This is a genomic window from Streptomyces sp. 3330 (genome assembly GCF_031456635.1).
In the GTDB taxonomy this organism is placed as follows: domain Bacteria; phylum Actinomycetota; class Actinomycetes; order Streptomycetales; family Streptomycetaceae; genus Streptomyces.
The window spans coordinates 281,531-296,045 of record NZ_JAVDVA010000002.1 but is presented as its reverse complement, the minus strand read 5'-3'; the positions used below and the strand labels follow the sequence as shown (position 1 = coordinate 296,045).

Sequence of the window (14,515 nt, the reverse complement as noted above, 5' to 3'; positions counted from 1 at the left end):
TTGGCGGTAGGACGGGAAGGGGGTCGAGCGTCAGGAGTCGGTGTCGTCACCGATCCACCAGGCGGCCGTGGAGCCGGGGAGCACCCCGGCCCGGCAGGGGCCGCTGGACAACAGGGGAATGCCGGACACGGGCGCCGGCGCGGGTGCCGTGCCGAAGTTGACGGCGCACACCAGGCCGTCGCCGCGGGTGAAGGCGAGGACGCCGGGCTGGGTGTCGAGCCAGCGCAGCGTGCCCTCGCCCAGCTGCGGCAGGCCGGCGCGCAGCTGGAGGCCGTCGCGGTACAGGTGCCAGAAGGACCGGGTGTCGGCGAGGGCGCGGTCGGTGGCGTACTCCGCGAAGTACTCGGGCTGCGGCAGCCAGGGCTTGGTCCCGTCGACGCCCGAGGTGAAGCCGAACGGCGAGGCCTGCCCGGACCACGGCAGCGGTACCCGGCAGCCGTCCCGGATGCGGGCGCGGCTGCCGGTGCGGCGGAAGATCGGGTCGGTGAGCACGTCGTCGGGCAGGTCGACGACCTCGGGCAGGCCCAGCTCCTCGCCCTGGTAGATGTACGCGGCGCCGGGCAGCGCCAGCAGCAGCAGGGCGGCGGCGCGGGCGCGGGAGGCGCCGAGTCCGCTGCTCTCCATGGCCGGCTCGCCGTAGCGGGTGACGGTGCGGACCTGGTCGTGGTTGTTGAGGACCCAGGTGACGGTCGACCCCGTTCCCGCGATGTCCTGCATGGCCTCGGTGATGACCTTGCGGAAGGCGTCCGCGTCCCAGGAGGCGCTCAGCAGGTCGAAGAAGAAGGCCTGGTGCAGTTCGTCGGGGCGCACGTACAGCGCGTGTTCGCGGGCCGTCGGGACCGAGACCTCGCCGACCAGGAGCCGTTCGCGGCCGTCGCGTGCCGTGTACTCCTCGCACACCGCCCGCCAGCGGCGCCACACGTCGTGCACCTCGGGCTGGTTCCAGGCGAGCGGGTTGACGGAGTCGCGGGTGCGGGCGTCGGCCTCGGGGTCCGGCGAGTCGGGCAGCTCGGGGTGCTTGAAGAGGCCGGCGGCGACATCGATGCGGAAGCCGTCGACGCCCCGGTCCAGCCAGAACCGCAGGGCCCGGTCGAAGTACGCGCCGACCTCGGGGTCACGCCAGTTCCAGTCGGGCTGTTCGGGCGTGAACATGTGCAGGTACCACTGGCCCGGGCGGCCGTCCGCCTCGGTCACCCGGCTCCAGGCCGGGCCGCCGAACATGGCGTGCCAGTTGTTGGGCGGCTCGGCGCCGTCCGCTCCCCGCCCGTCGGCGAAGTGGAACCGGGCCCGGGCGGGACCGTCCGGCGCCGAGGCCAGCGCCTCGCGGAACCAGGGGTGCTCGCTGGAGCAGTGGTTGGGGACGATGTCGAGCAGCACCTTGACGCCCAGCCGCCGGGCGGCGGCCACCAGACGGTCGAACTCGGCGAGGTCGCCGAAGAGCGGGTCGACGTCGCAGTAGTCGGCGACGTCGTAGCCGTGGTCGTGCTGCGGGGAGGGGTAGAAGGGGCTCAGCCAGATGCCGTCCACGCCCAGCTTCTTCAGGTACGGCAGTCCGGCGCGGACTCCGGCGAGATCGCCGACGCCGTCGCCGGTGCTGTCCAGGAAGCTGCGGACGTACACCTGGTAGATCACTGCCTCACGCCACCAGTGGTGTGTGCCGAGGCGCGTGTCGCTGCGCGTGTCGATGTGCTGGGAGCTCACCCGTTGGCCTGTCTGTGCGGGCTGACTGTTATGCATGCATGTTATGTAGGCGTTTCACGGAGATGTCAACGAACAGGCAGCAGCCATCTGAAACGCAGGGGTGACACATACCGACTTACCGGGGCAAATCGCACCTGGTTGATACGTCGGCGTTACCTAACATGTAACTAGGAAGGGGAGCCGGTCTCGGCGGAGGGACGTCAGCCCCGGCGGGAGATGTCCGCCAGTTCCCGGGCCAACCGCCGCACCGCCGCCTCGGGCGTCGAGTGCCCGGACATCGCGTCGTGCACGACCGCCTGCACCACCATGCTCACCTGGTCGTAGCGCGGGCTCTTGGGACGCGGTGCGGCCGTCAGGACGCTCGTGCGCAGCGTCGGCAGGTAAGGGAACCGGCGCACCAGCTCCGGGTCCTCGTACAGATCCGCGCGCACGGGCGGCAGCGCGCCCCGGGTGAGCACCTGCCGCTGGACGCCCTCGCTGGTGAGGTACCCGATCAGACGCGCGGCGGTGTCGGGGTGCTCGGCGTGCGCGTTGACGGCCAGATTGGAGCCGCCGAGCACACTCGTCCCCGGCCCGTCGCGCCCCGGTAGCGGCACCGCGCCGACCTTCCCGGCGAGCGGGGAGCCCGCGGCGGAGGCGCTGACGTACGCGTAGGGCCAATTGCGCAGGAAGAGCAGGTGCCCGTCCTGGAAGGCCTGCCGGGACTCCTCCTCCGTATAGGTCAGGGCCTCCTTCGGCACCCAACCGTCACGCACGCCGCGCGCGAGGAACCCGATGCCCTCGCGGGCCGCCGAGTCGACGGTGACGCGGTCGCCCTCGTCACCGAGGATCGTGCCGCCCGCCGAGTAGACGGCCTCGGCCGCGTTGACGGTGAGGCCCTCGTAGGGCAGGAACTGGCCCGCGTAGCCGTCGAGTCCGTGCCGGGGCGCGATGGTCTTCGCCGCCCGCTCCAGCTCGGCCCAGGTGCGGGGCGGTGGCACGCCCTCCTCGGCCAGGACGTCCTTGCGGTAGAGGAGCAGCCCGGCGTTGGTGACGTACGGGACGGCGTACAGCCGCCCGTCGTACGTCGCCGTGTCCACGACCGGCCGGAGGAAGCTGCCGAGCGGGAAGCGGTCTCGCGGCAGCGGGCGGATCCAGCCGGCGGCGGCGAACTCCGAGGTCCAGGCGACGTCGATGTTCAGGATGTCGAACCGGCTGCGGTCGCCGCCGCGCAGATCGGTGATCATCTGGGCGCGCGACTCGTCCGCCGAGTCCGGCAGTTCGACGAGGGTGACCTTCTCACCGGGGTGGGCCCGGTTCCAGCCCTGCAGCAGCGGGCCCAGGTAGCCCGTGAGGTCACCGGCGGTGGCGAGGGTCAGCGGTCCGCGGCCCTCCAGCCCGCCGGCCGCCCGGGCGCCGGACGCGCCGTAACCGGCCAGGACGACGGCGAGAACGAGGAGGCCCCTACCGGCGGCACGTATCCACCGCATAGGTTCCTCCCAGTACACCGGCGCCGGGCACCCTCGCCCGGAGTCAGAGGCTATGTATACCCGTTAGGTATGGGCGATACTAGGGCCTGGACCACAATACGAGGCTGCGAGGAGGACAGCACGAGTGCGCCTGCCCCTCCTGGCCCTGCTGGCGCGCGGCCCGGCCCACGGCTACGAGCTCAAGCAGGACCTTGAGCGACTCCTGGGCGCCGCGTACCCTCAGCCGAACATCGGCCAGATCTACGTGACGCTGAGCCGCCTCGAGAAGACCGGGCTGATCGAGGGCGAGGAGGTCGAGCAGTCGAGTCGGCCCAACAAGAAGATCTACCACCTCACCGACGCCGGACAGGAAGCGCTGCGCGTCTGGTACGAGGAGACGGCGGACGAACCGCGATTGCGGGACGAGTTCTTCATGAAGCTCGCGCTCGCCCCGCAGACCGGTCTCGCCGACCAGATCGCCCTGATCAACAAGCAACGACGCCACTACCTGAACACCATGCGCACCCTGTCGAAACTCGTCACGGGCGAGAACCGCGACAACCGGACGGCCCGGCTGCTCATCGAGGGCGCCATGCTGCACCTGCAGGCCGACCTCGACTGGTTGGAACGCTGCCAGGAAGAACTGGAGGAGCCGGAGTGAACGACACCCCCACTCCTGCCCTGCGGGCCGAGGGTCTCGTCAAGACCCATCACGGCGAGGGCGCCCCCGCCCGTGCCGTGCGCGGGGTGGACCTGTGCGTACGGCAGGGCGAGTTCGTGGCCGTCACCGGTCCGTCCGGCGCCGGGAAGTCGACGCTGCTGCATCTGCTCGGCGGTCTCCAGCGGCCGGACGGCGGCAGCATCTGGCTGGACGGCGTGTGCACGGACGGCTACAGCGAGGCGCAGTGGGCCGTGGCGCGCAGGCGCCGGATCGGCGTCGTCTTCCAGTTCTTCAACCTGGTCTCCAACCTGTCCGTCGCCGACAACGTCGAGCTGCCCGCGCTGCTGGCCGGGGTCTCCCCCAAGCGGGCGCGCGCCGAGCGCGAGGAACTGCTGGCCGAACTCGGCCTGACCGGCAAGGAGCGGAGCATGCCGGGCGAGCTGTCCGGCGGTGAGCAGCAGCGGGTGGCGCTGGCCCGGGCGCTGGTGAACCACCCGCCCCTGCTGCTGGCGGACGAGCCCGCGGGCAGCCTGGACAGCAAGGGCACCCGTGAGGTGACCCGGCTGCTGTCCCGGTTCCACCAGCGCGGGCAGACCATCCTCCTGGTCACCCATGACGCGCGCATGGCGAGCACGGCGGACCGGGTGATCAGCTTCTTCGACGGGCGGATCGCGGACGACGCGGCGCTCGACGGCGCGCCCTCGCCCCGCAAGGGGATATCCGCCGTGCTCGAACTGAAGGACTGACCTGTGCGAGCCACGTTGCGCTGGGCGCACTCGGACCTGCGGACGCATCGCGGCGAGGCGCTGTTCCTGGTGCTCGCCACCGTCGGCGTCGTCACCTCCCTGCTGCTGGCGGCCGCGCTCTTCGGCTACGCGACGAACCCCTGGGAGCGGGTCTTCACCCAGTCCCGGGGCGCGCACGTGTCGATCCACACCGGCCCGTCGGACGACGCGGCCAGGCTCGCCGGGCTGACCGGCGTCGAGTCCGTCGCCGGCCCCTACCCCACCGCCTCCACCTCGGTCGCCTCCCGCGGCGCCCGCGCCTCGGTCGAGCTGCGCGGCACCACCGAGCGGCCGGACGTCGGACGCCCCCTGCTCGTCTCCGGCCGCTGGCTCGACCCGGGCAGGCCCGACGGCGTGGTGCTGGAGAGCAGTCTCGCCCGGGCGCTGCTGGCCGAGCCGGGAGATGTGCTCACGCTGCCCGGTGGCGCCTCGGCGCTCACCGTCCTCGGCGTCGCCGACAGCCCCGAGCCGCGCTACCGGCAGGGCGAGCAGCCGGGACTGGCCTGGGCGCTGCCGTCCGCCGTGCCGCGCACCGGCTCCGACGGCGGCCAGGTGATCGGGCTGCGCCTGACGGATCCCGGGGACACCGACTACGCCGTCCAGCGCGCCGTCACCGTGCTCGGCGCCGGCGCCGTGCGCGAGGTCGCCACCTGGCAGCAGGCGCGCGCCGAGGCACAGGGCGACGACCGGCTGCTCGGCCAGATACTGGGCCTGTTCGGTCTCGGGGCGCTCGTCGCCGCCGGTCTCGCGGTGCACGGGGCCATCGGCACCCGGATCCGGGGGCATCTGCGGGACATCTCGATCCTGAAGGCGATCGGTTTCACTCCGGGCCAGGTCATGCGGGTCTTCCTGCTCCAGCATCTCGCCTACGCGCTGCTGGGCGCCATGGCCGCGGCCGGGCTCATCCAGGCGCTGGGCAGCGGGCTGCCGGGGCGGCTGGGAGACGCGGTCGGGGTGTGGCAGGGGCTGCCCGGTCACGCGGCGACCCTGGTCGTGGTGCCGGTGGGGGTGGTGCTGTTCATCGGCGCGACCACCGGGCTCGCGGCCTGGCGGGCGGGGCGGGTCCCGCCGGTTCCGGTGCCGCGGACCGCGGCCCCCGCCGGGGGGCGTCTGTCCGGCCTGGCGCGCCGCGCGCTCGGTCTGCGGCTGCCGCCCGCGCTGGTGCTCGGCTGGCACAAGGCGTTCGCCCGCCGTCCGCGCTCACTGGGCACGATCGCCCGGCTCGCGCTGCCGCTGACGCTGATCGTGGTGGCGATGAGCGCGTGGACGACCATCGACCGCTTCCACCGCACGCCGGAGGAGATGGGGCTGGCGGCCGCGCTCACCGTCCGCGCCGACGACGGTCTGAGCGATGCCGCGGCCCGGGCGCTTCTGGCCCGGCGTCCCGAGGTCGCCGCCGCGTATCCGGGTGTCGAGGTGGCGGCCCTGGTGCCGGGCCAGACGGCGACGATCGCCCTGCGCGGTCTCGGCACCCGTACGGATCCGTACCCCTACACGCTGGCGGAGGGCCGTCCCGCGCGCGGTTCCGACGAGGCGGTGGCCGGGCAGGGGCTGCTGGACCTGCTGGACGTCCGGGTCGGCGACTGGGTGCGCATGACCGTGAGCGGCCGGCCGCAGATCCTGCACATCGTGGGCCGCAGCATCGAACCGGAGAACGCCGGCCGGGTCATCTCCACGTCGCTCGACACGCTCCGGGAGAACGACGCCGGACTCCGGCCGACGCTGTACCAGGTCCGGCTGCGGGACGGCGCGGATCCGCAGCGCGTCGCCGCCGAGCTGAACGCCGCGGCCGGGCATGGCCAGTTGGACGTGCACACCGTCACGAATCCCGCCGACGGTCTGTCGCCGCTGCGCAGTGTCGTCATCGGCCTGCTCGGCGTCCTCGCGCTCATCGGGCTGGTCGATCTGCTGACCGGCATCGGCGGTGCGCTGCGGGAGAGCGAACGGGATCTGCTCGCCTTCAAGGCGATCGGCCTGTCGCCACGGCAGATCACCGCGATCACGGTCACCGCCACGGGGTGCACCGTGGGGGCCGCGGTCGCCGTCTCCCTGGCGCTGGGCCTGCCGCTGGCCCACTGGTTGATCGACGCCCAGGGCCGGTCGAGCGGCATCGGAGCCGGGATCGCGCAGGCTCCGTCCGCCGTGGCACTGACCGCGTTCGGCGCGACGGTGTTGCTGGGCGCGCTGGCGGTCGCCGCGCTGCCGGCGACCCGCGCCTCCCGGCGCCGGCTCGCGGACACGATGAGCGCGGTGGCGTAGCCCGCGGGAGAAGCCGGGGCGCCGTGAGTCTTCGAGGCCTGCGGCGCCGGGCATGACGTGTACCGGGTGGTTGTCGAATCGGGGGACGCGTGCACGTCAGAGTCGGGTATCCGAGGGGTCGCGCGCACGCCGGGGCGGCGTACCTGATCGAACACGGGGTGTCCCGCCGCGTAGGGGTGGTGGGGGCCCGGTGCTCGCGGCGTCGTCGGCCCTGATGCCGGCCTCGTTCGCCGGCCTCGTCACGGTGACGGCCCTCTCGCCCTCGGTCCGCCCCGCCCACGACGGGGTGCCCTGGGGCACCGGTGTGGTCGCGGGCCGGCATGAACGTGCCGCGCACGGCGGGGTCCTTCCCTGGTGAAGCGTTGCCTTTCATGCAGGGCCGGACGTGGTCCCAGGTCATCGGTGACGCTGTCGGCCGCCGACACCGAGGCACCGAGCAGGGGCGCGAGCTGTCGCGTGGTCAGGTCGGTCCGCGTGGTCAGGTCGGTACGTCAGCCAGGGACAACTTGTCCCCGGTTGGAACTGCCCTTCATCCGGTTACCGGTTCGCGTCAAGATTGCCCTGTCGAACAGAGGAGGTCGGACGATGGACCGGGCGTTGCTGGCGGATTTTCTCCGAGCGCGTCGTGAGGCGCTGCAGCCGGAGGATGTCGGGCTTCCCCGCGGGCAGCGGCGCCGCACGGGCGGGCTGCGGCGCGAGGAGGTGGCGGCGCTGGCCGGGATGTCGGCCGACTACTACAGCCGGATCGAGCAGCAGCGAGGTCCGGCGCCGTCGGAGCGGATGCTCGTCGCGCTCGCCCGGGCACTGCGTTTCAACCAGAGCGAGCGTGACCACCTCTTCGTCCTGGGCGGGATCCCGGCGCCGCGGCGGGTCCTGCGGGACGACTACATCGGTCCCACGATGATGCGGATCGTCGCCGGTCTGTCGGACGTGCCCGCCATCGTGCTGTCACGGCTCGGCGAGGCGTTGCTGCAGACGCCACCGGCGGTCGCGCTGCTCGGTGACTACACCCGGTACTCGGGCATGTCCCGTTACCTGGTCTACCGCTGGTTCACCGGCGATCCGCGGGTCCGTGGCCTGTACCCCGTCGAGGACCATCCGATACGGGGCAGGGTCTTCGCCGCGGAGATCCGGGACGCGTACACGGCGGACCCCACGGGAAAGGCCGGTGAGATCGTCGCGGCGCTGCTGAAGGTCAGTTCCGAGTTCGCGAACATCTGGCGGTTGCACGAGGTGGGTGTGACCCACCATCACGACCTCAAGCGGTACCTGCACCCCGAGTTGGGGGAGCTGGAGCTGTACGCCGAGATGCTGCTGGATCCGGAGCAGTGTCACACGCTGCTGGTGTTCACCGCCGTGCCCGGTTCCCCGAGCCACGGCAAGCTGCAGCTCCTGACCGCTCCCTAGCGGCTCTCCTACGTCACACACCTGAAGGCACTGTCTCGGCACCGAGGCATGCCCAGGCCTCACCATGCTTCAAATTTGAAGCATATCTTCCCTTGCGAAGGGTGGCATTCGCCATGAAAGCAGTGCGTTTCCATGAGTACGGCAGTCCGGCCGTCTTGCGTCACGAGGACGTGGAACAGCCGGTCCCCGCGGCCGGCGAGGTACGGATCCGGGTGGCCGCGACGTCGTTCAACCCGGTCGACGGCAACATCCGCGCGGGCTTCATGCGGGGCCCCGTCCCGGTGTCCTTGCCGCACACCCCCGGCATCGACGTCGCGGGCACGGTCGACGCGCTGGGCGAGGGCGCGGACCGGGTCCGGGCGGGTGACCAGGTCGTCGGCTTCCTGCCGATGACCGGCGCCGGCGCGGCGGCGGAGTACGTACTCGCACCGGCCGACCTGCTGACGGCGGCGCCTGCGAGCATCCCGCTGGCCGACGCGGGCGGGCTGCCGCTGGTCGGGCTCACCGCGTGGCAGGCCCTCTTCGACCACGCCGAGCTCACTGCCGGACAGCGGGTGCTGATCAACGGTGCGGGCGGTGCGGTCGGCGGCTACGCCGTCCAGCTGGCCAAGCACGCCGGCGCACACGTGATCGCCACGGCGGGGCCGCGCAGCAGTGAACGCGTCAGGGCGGCGGGGGCGGACGAGGTGTTCGGCCACGGGGTCCCCGAGCTGTCCGCGCTGGTCGACGTCGTGCTCAACCTCGCGCCGGTCGATCCGATGGAACTGGCCGCGCTGACCTCCGTGGTCCACGACGGCGGCATCGTGGTGAACACGACGGTCTGGATGCCCGCGCCTTCCGACGAGGAACGCGGCGTGCGCGGCGTCGACCTCTTCGTCAGGAGCGACGCCGCGCAGCTGGCGAGGCTGGTGACGCTGGTCGACTCCGGAGCCCTGCACGTCGACATCGCTCGGCGGGTGCCGCTGGCCGAACTGCCGGCCCTGCACGCGGAGGCCGCGGAAGGCGCGCTCTCCGGCAAGGTCCTCGTCCTTCCCTCCGCCGCCTCTCTCATGTAGGCGACCTGCTCCGCGGCCGAGCACGGCGATCGCGTCGCGTCCCCCCGCGTCCCGCGTCTCGCTGCAAGCGGTCGAGCCATCGCCGGGGCTGCGGTCCGTCTGCCGGACCTCGCAGGCCGCAGCCCCGGCGACTCCTGCCGACCACAGCCGAATCTCGCGGGGCTCCCCCGCGCACCCACTCCTCTCCATCACACCAGTTCAGACCCATGAGTCAGAAGGACAGGACAGCCATGTCACTCGGTTTCGACCCCGAGTTCGCCCAGGTCTTCGCCCCCATGGCCGAGGCCATGGGGCACGCCGCACCCCCGGCGGTCGGCGACGTGCCCGCACGGCGCGCCCTGTGGGAGCCGATCATCCGGGCCGCCTCGGCCGCCCAGCCGGTGCCGACCGACGTCACGACCGCCGAACACCACGCAACCGCCGACGACGGCACCCGGATCGCCATGCGCTGGTACGCCAAGTCCGGTGCCGCAGCGGGGCCGGCGGTGCTGTTCTTCCACGGCGGCGGCTACATCTTCGGCCACATCGACCTGTTCGACGGACCGGTCTCGCGCTACGTCTCCGCCGGCGGGGTGCCCATGCTGTCGGTGGAATACCGCCGGGCCCCCGAGCATCCGTACCCGACACCGGTGGAGGACGCCTACGCCGCCCTGCGCTGGCTGCACGAACACGCCGGCGAACTGGGCGTCGACCGGGGCCGGATCGCCGTGATGGGCGACAGCGCCGGGGGCGGACTGGCGGCGGCCCTGTCGATCCTCACCCGGGAGCGCGGCGGTCCGGCGATCGCCCGGCAGATCCTGCTCATGCCGATGCTCGACGACCGCACCACCACGCCCGACCCGCACATCGAGCCGTACCTGTTGTGGTCCTACGACGACAGCCGCACCGCGTGGCCGGCGCTGCTCGGCGACGCGGCGGGCAGTCCGGACGTGCCCGCCACGGCAGCCCCCGCCCGACTGGTGGACGCCACCGGGCTGCCCCCGGCCTACATCGAGGTCGGCCAACTCGATGCCTTCCGCGACGAGAACCTCGCCTACGCGACCAAGCTCAGCCGGGCCGGCGTCCCCGTGGAGTTCCACCTGCACCCCGGTGTCCCGCACGAATTCGACTCCATCGCCTTCACCACCGGCGTCGCTCGCCGCGCCCTTGCCGACCGCGTCCGCGTCCTCGCCTCCCTCTGACCCTTGTCCGCCCATCCGGCACCTCTGAACAGCAGAAAGCGACGTCCCGTGACTCTTTGGACCCCCTTCACCGTCGGCGCCATGGAACTGCCGCACCGGCTGGCCATGGCACCCATGACCCGCGACCGCTCCCTGGCGGACGGCACACCGAGCGAGCTCAACGCCGAGTACTACCGGCAGCGGGCCTCGATGGCCCTGATCATCACCGAAGGCACCCAGCCCTCCGACGACGGCCAGGGCTACCTGCTGACCCCGGGCCTCTACACCGACGCCCACATCGCCGGCTGGCGCAAGGTCACCGACGCCGTGCACGCCGAGGGCGGCCGCATCGTCGTCCAGCTCATGCACACCGGCCGTATCTCCCACCCGGACAACACCCCGCACCACCGCACGCCCGTCGCCCCTTCGGCCATACAGCCCCAGGGCGTCATGTTCACCCTCGACGGCCCCCAGGAGATGCCCGTCCCGCGGGCCCTCACCGCCGACGAGATCACCGGTGTCGTCGACGAGTTCCGCCGCGCGGCCGCGGCGGCCGTCGCCGCCGGGTTCGACGGCGTCGAGATTCACGGCGCCAACGGCTATCTCCTGCACCAGTTCCTCTCAGCCAATGCCAACGACCGCACCGACCGGTACGGCGGCTCCGTCACCCGCCGCATCCGCTTCACCGCCGAGGTGGCAGCTGCGGTCGCCGCCGAGATCGGCGCCGACCGGACGGGCCTGCGCATCTCCCCCGGCAACCCCTACAACGACATCACCGAGCACGACACCCACGACGTCTACCCGGCACTGCTCGACGCCGTCGACCCGCTCGGCCTCGCCTACCTGCACGTCATCCAAGGGCCTGACGCGGAACTCCTCCAGCGGATGCGCCGGCAGTGGTCCACCGCGCTGATCGTCAACCGTGCCGGCACCCCGCTCGACACCCGCTTCGCCGATCTCGACTCCGGTCTGGCCGACGTCGTCACGGTCGGCGCCGCAGCACTGGCCAACCCCGACCTGCCGCACCGCCTCCGCACGGGTGCGCCCCTCAACGAGCCCGACCCGGCCACCTTCTACGGCGGCGACCACCGCGGCTACACCGACTACCCGGCCCTCTCCCTCACCGCTGCGAGCTGAACCATGACCACTCTTCTCATCAGGCCCGACGACAAGAGCGTCACCATCACCGTCCAGCAGCGGACCCTCAGGGCACCCCAGGAGGCCTTCCGCATCCTGGTCCCCATCGACCTTCCCACCGTGTTCCGCCCGGTCTTCCCGTTTCCCGGGATCAGCGAGGTGAGGAACCAGACCGAGACCTGGGACCACGCGGGCTCCCGAAGGAACCCGCAGTTCGACGACGGCTCCCAGGCCGACGAAGAACTCACCGAATACACGCCCGGCTCCGGCTTCGCCTACCAGCTGACGAACTTCACCAACGTCCTCTCCCGCCTCGCGGCCGGAGTTCGGGGCGAGTTCAACGTCAACCCCGACGGCGACGGCGCGCTCATCCGCTGGACCTACGAGTTCAAGCCGCTGCCCGGACGACGCTGGATTCTCGCCGGCCCCTTCGCCCCGCTCTGGCGCCGCTACATGGCCGCCGCCCTCGACCGGTGCGTCCACGTCATCGAAACGGAGAAGGACGGCGAGCCGGTGCCACCACCGGTCGGCTGACGGCCCGAAGCGCCACGACCTGAGCCTCCCGACCGACGGCATCGCGGTCGGGAGCGGCCAGGAACCGAACGGATCTGGCTGACGTCTCCCGCACCATGATTTCTGACGCCCACGGACAGCAGGCGCGTTCCACGGGACTCACCCCGCCGTCCGCGCAGACGGCGATGACCGGGGTGACCGGGGTGTCTGCGGATACGCCGAAGGTCAACGACTACAGCAGCTTCGCCGAGGCGTACTCGGCCGAGAACGAAACCAACCTCATCAATGCCCACTACGAGCGGCCCGCGATGCTGGCCCTCGCCGGAGACGTGGCCGGCCGTCGGATCCTCGACGCCGGCTGCGGTTGCGGGCCCCTGTGCGCCGCGCTGCGCGACCGTGGCGCCCTCGTGAGCGGCTTCGACGCGAGGCCCCGACTCGCCCCCGTCCCGCCGATGGAGTCAGTCGCCTCTCGACCGGTCTCACAGTCACCGGCCGTGGTCTGCCGCTCGTCCGTGGCGGCGGGCTGTGATGATCCAGGCACGTGAGTCGAAGTACACGCCGCCGTCGGTGCGGTGGGTGTCGAGGGTGGTGCGCAGCCGCGTGCGTGCCTGGTCGGCCGCCGCGTCGTCGAGGTCGGCCAGCAGTTCTTTGACTTCCCACAGGCGGAGCACGGCGTCGAAGGCCGTGGCGCTGTCCGGGCCGTAGTAGACGGGTTCGTGCACGTCGGTGAAGTCGACGTCCGCGAAGCCGGACGCCGTCAGGATGACTGTCGTGACGGTCGGGTCGGCGAGGGAGAACGGGTCCGGGCCGTGGGATGCGGCGGAGGTGGTTGAGGCGGCTGACGCGGCTGTTGTGGCGGTGAGGCTCTGGCGGATCGCGGTGGCCCATTCGTTGCGGTCGCGCTCCTGCCAGACGAGCAGCACCAGGCGCGCCGCGGGGCGCAGAGCCCGCCCGATGTTGGTGAAGGCGGCCACCGGGTCGGCGAAGAACATCGTCCCGAACCTGCTGATGCAGAGGTCGAAACGCTCCGGTGGAAAAGGGTGGACCTGCGCGTCCGCCTCCTGGAAGGTGACGTTGGCCAGTCCCTGGTCGTCGCTGAGCCGGCGGGCCTGTTCGAGCATGGGTGCGCAGATGTCGACGCCCAGCGCGCTTCCGTCGACGGCGGCGCGGGCGGCCTCCCGCGTGGACCGGCCGGTGCCGCAGCCGATGTCGAGCACATGGTCGCGGGGGCGGACGTGGGCGGCGGCGCGGAAGACTTCGTTGTGCAGGCGCAGTTCCGTGTCGAAGTCGAACAGCTCGGACATCACCGTCACCGGATCCTCTCGCCACTGATGTCGGCCCGGGCCGTCGCGGTCCGCCTCGCACCTGGTCCGGCGGCACCGTTCACGGCGCGGGCTCGGCGGTTCGACGCTACCGTGGTCGGCCGCCTTTCGTGTGCCGGAGCAGGGCCGGGACGAACACGTCCCACAGCGGCCTCGGCAGGTCGTGCCCGGCGCCTTCCAGGATCAGCAGCGTGGCGCCGGGAATCGCGTCGCGCAGCGCGCGGCCGTGCGGGAGCGGGCACATCGGGTCGCGGTCGCCGTGCACCACGAGGCTCGGCGCCCGGATGGCGGCGAAGTCGCGGGACGACCCGTCGAAGCTCATGGCGTAGTGGTTGACGAGGGTGGACGCGATGTCGCGGGTGCGGGCCACGTCCCGTTCGACGAGCGCGCGTGTGGCCGTCTCGTCGAAGTAGGGGGAGCCGCCCGCGTACGCCTTGGCCGATGCGACGACGTGGTCCACCACCGCGTCGGTGTCGGCGGGGTCCGGGTCGGCGGGAATGCCGTCGGTGAGGTCGTCCGACGGGGGCGGTAGTCCGTCCTCGCCCGTCGAGGTGGAGACGAAGGTCAGTGACCGCACCCGGTCGGGGTGATCCACCCCGATGATGAGCCCGATTCCGCCGGACATGGACCGGCAGACGACGTGTGCGCGGTCGATGTGCAGGGCGTCCAGGATGCCGAGTGCGTCCCCGGCCAGGTCGGTGAACGTGTAGCCCGGCCGCCCCGGCGGGTAGCTGGTGGACCGGCCGGTGTCCCGGTTGTCGTAGCGGATCACGAACCGGTCGCCACGCGCGATCTGTTCGCACAGCTCGGTCTCCCACCACAGCATCGAGGCGGCCGCACCGTCGATGAGCAGGATCGCCGGGTCCGCGGGATCTCCGAAGGTCTCGAGGCACAGCCCGACGTCGTGGATCTCCACGAGCTGCTCGCCGTGCGAGAGGTGATCGGTCATGAACGCCACGCTAGAGCAAGCAGTCCGAGCGCCTGTGCCCTGAACGACCGCGCGCCGTCCTCTCGGGCACGGGGACGCCGGCACAGCGCGGTCGACGGCGCCCTCGCACGCCGGCCGG

At 72.0% G+C, this 14,515-nt stretch carries 12 protein-coding genes and 1 pseudogene; 9 read left to right on the top strand and 4 right to left on the bottom strand.

The window, feature by feature from the left end; translation table 11 throughout:
* Positions 1–30 precede the first annotated feature (30 nt).
* Together J2X68_RS04750 and J2X68_RS04745 are read right to left on the bottom strand one after the other, a co-directional pair.
* On the bottom strand, positions 31–1,737 hold the full coding sequence (locus J2X68_RS04750) for an alpha-amylase family glycosyl hydrolase (protein ID WP_310431147.1): 1,707 nt from the start codon (positions 1,735–1,737) through the stop codon (positions 31–33).
* 164 nt (positions 1,738–1,901) lie between these two features.
* Positions 1,902–3,170 carry an ABC transporter substrate-binding protein gene (locus tag J2X68_RS04745; protein ID WP_310431146.1) on the bottom strand — a complete coding sequence of 423 codons (1,269 nt, stop codon included), beginning with the start codon at positions 3,168–3,170 and terminating at the stop codon, positions 1,902–1,904.
* Positions 3,171–3,294: 124 nt separating this feature from the next.
* On the opposite strand from J2X68_RS04745, the gene J2X68_RS04740 reads away from it, so the two are divergent.
* The 9 genes and pseudogenes from J2X68_RS04740 to J2X68_RS04700 form a co-directional block, all read left to right on the top strand.
* Positions 3,295–3,810: a PadR family transcriptional regulator gene (locus tag J2X68_RS04740; protein WP_310431145.1), complete on the top strand. Its 516-nt coding sequence runs from the start codon at positions 3,295–3,297 to the stop codon at positions 3,808–3,810.
* On the top strand, positions 3,807–4,556 hold the full coding sequence (locus tag J2X68_RS04735) for an ABC transporter ATP-binding protein (RefSeq protein ID WP_310431144.1): 750 nt from the start codon (positions 3,807–3,809) through the stop codon (positions 4,554–4,556). The genes J2X68_RS04740 and J2X68_RS04735 overlap by 4 nt, the downstream gene beginning before the upstream one ends.
* 3 nt (positions 4,557–4,559) lie before the next feature.
* Positions 4,560–6,854, top strand: coding sequence for an ABC transporter permease (locus tag J2X68_RS04730; RefSeq protein WP_310431143.1), 2,295 nt, complete (start codon positions 4,560–4,562; stop codon positions 6,852–6,854).
* 585 nt (positions 6,855–7,439) lie between these two features.
* Positions 7,440–8,261 carry a helix-turn-helix transcriptional regulator gene (locus J2X68_RS04725; protein WP_310431142.1) on the top strand — a complete coding sequence of 274 codons (822 nt, stop codon included), beginning with the start codon at positions 7,440–7,442 and terminating at the stop codon, positions 8,259–8,261.
* Positions 8,262–8,374: 113 nt separating this feature from the next.
* Entirely contained in the window at positions 8,375–9,316 is a 942-nt protein-coding gene (locus tag J2X68_RS04720) for an NADP-dependent oxidoreductase (RefSeq protein WP_310431141.1), read from the top strand.
* 230 nt (positions 9,317–9,546) lie between these two features.
* Positions 9,547–10,497, top strand: coding sequence for an alpha/beta hydrolase (locus J2X68_RS04715; RefSeq protein WP_310431140.1), 951 nt, complete (start codon positions 9,547–9,549; stop codon positions 10,495–10,497).
* A 48-nt stretch (positions 10,498–10,545) separates the two neighbouring features.
* A complete protein-coding gene (locus J2X68_RS04710) occupies positions 10,546–11,613 on the top strand; it encodes an alkene reductase (RefSeq protein WP_310431139.1) in 1,068 nt (355 codons plus the stop codon).
* A 3-nt stretch (positions 11,614–11,616) separates the two neighbouring features.
* Positions 11,617–12,147: an SRPBCC family protein gene (locus J2X68_RS04705; RefSeq protein WP_310431138.1), complete on the top strand. Its 531-nt coding sequence runs from the start codon at positions 11,617–11,619 to the stop codon at positions 12,145–12,147.
* A 95-nt stretch (positions 12,148–12,242) separates the two neighbouring features.
* Positions 12,243–12,551, top strand: a pseudogene (locus tag J2X68_RS04700) (SAM-dependent methyltransferase); the annotation flags it as partial.
* A gap of 60 nt (positions 12,552–12,611) precedes the next feature.
* Here the strand turns inward: J2X68_RS04700 and J2X68_RS04695 are convergent.
* Together J2X68_RS04695 and J2X68_RS04690 are read right to left on the bottom strand one after the other, a co-directional pair.
* Positions 12,612–13,430 carry a class I SAM-dependent methyltransferase gene (locus tag J2X68_RS04695; RefSeq protein ID WP_310431137.1) on the bottom strand — a complete coding sequence of 273 codons (819 nt, stop codon included), beginning with the start codon at positions 13,428–13,430 and terminating at the stop codon, positions 12,612–12,614.
* Positions 13,431–13,536: 106 nt separating this feature from the next.
* Positions 13,537–14,397 carry an alpha/beta hydrolase gene (locus J2X68_RS04690; RefSeq protein ID WP_310431136.1) on the bottom strand — a complete coding sequence of 287 codons (861 nt, stop codon included), beginning with the start codon at positions 14,395–14,397 and terminating at the stop codon, positions 13,537–13,539.
* Positions 14,398–14,515 lie beyond the last annotated feature (118 nt).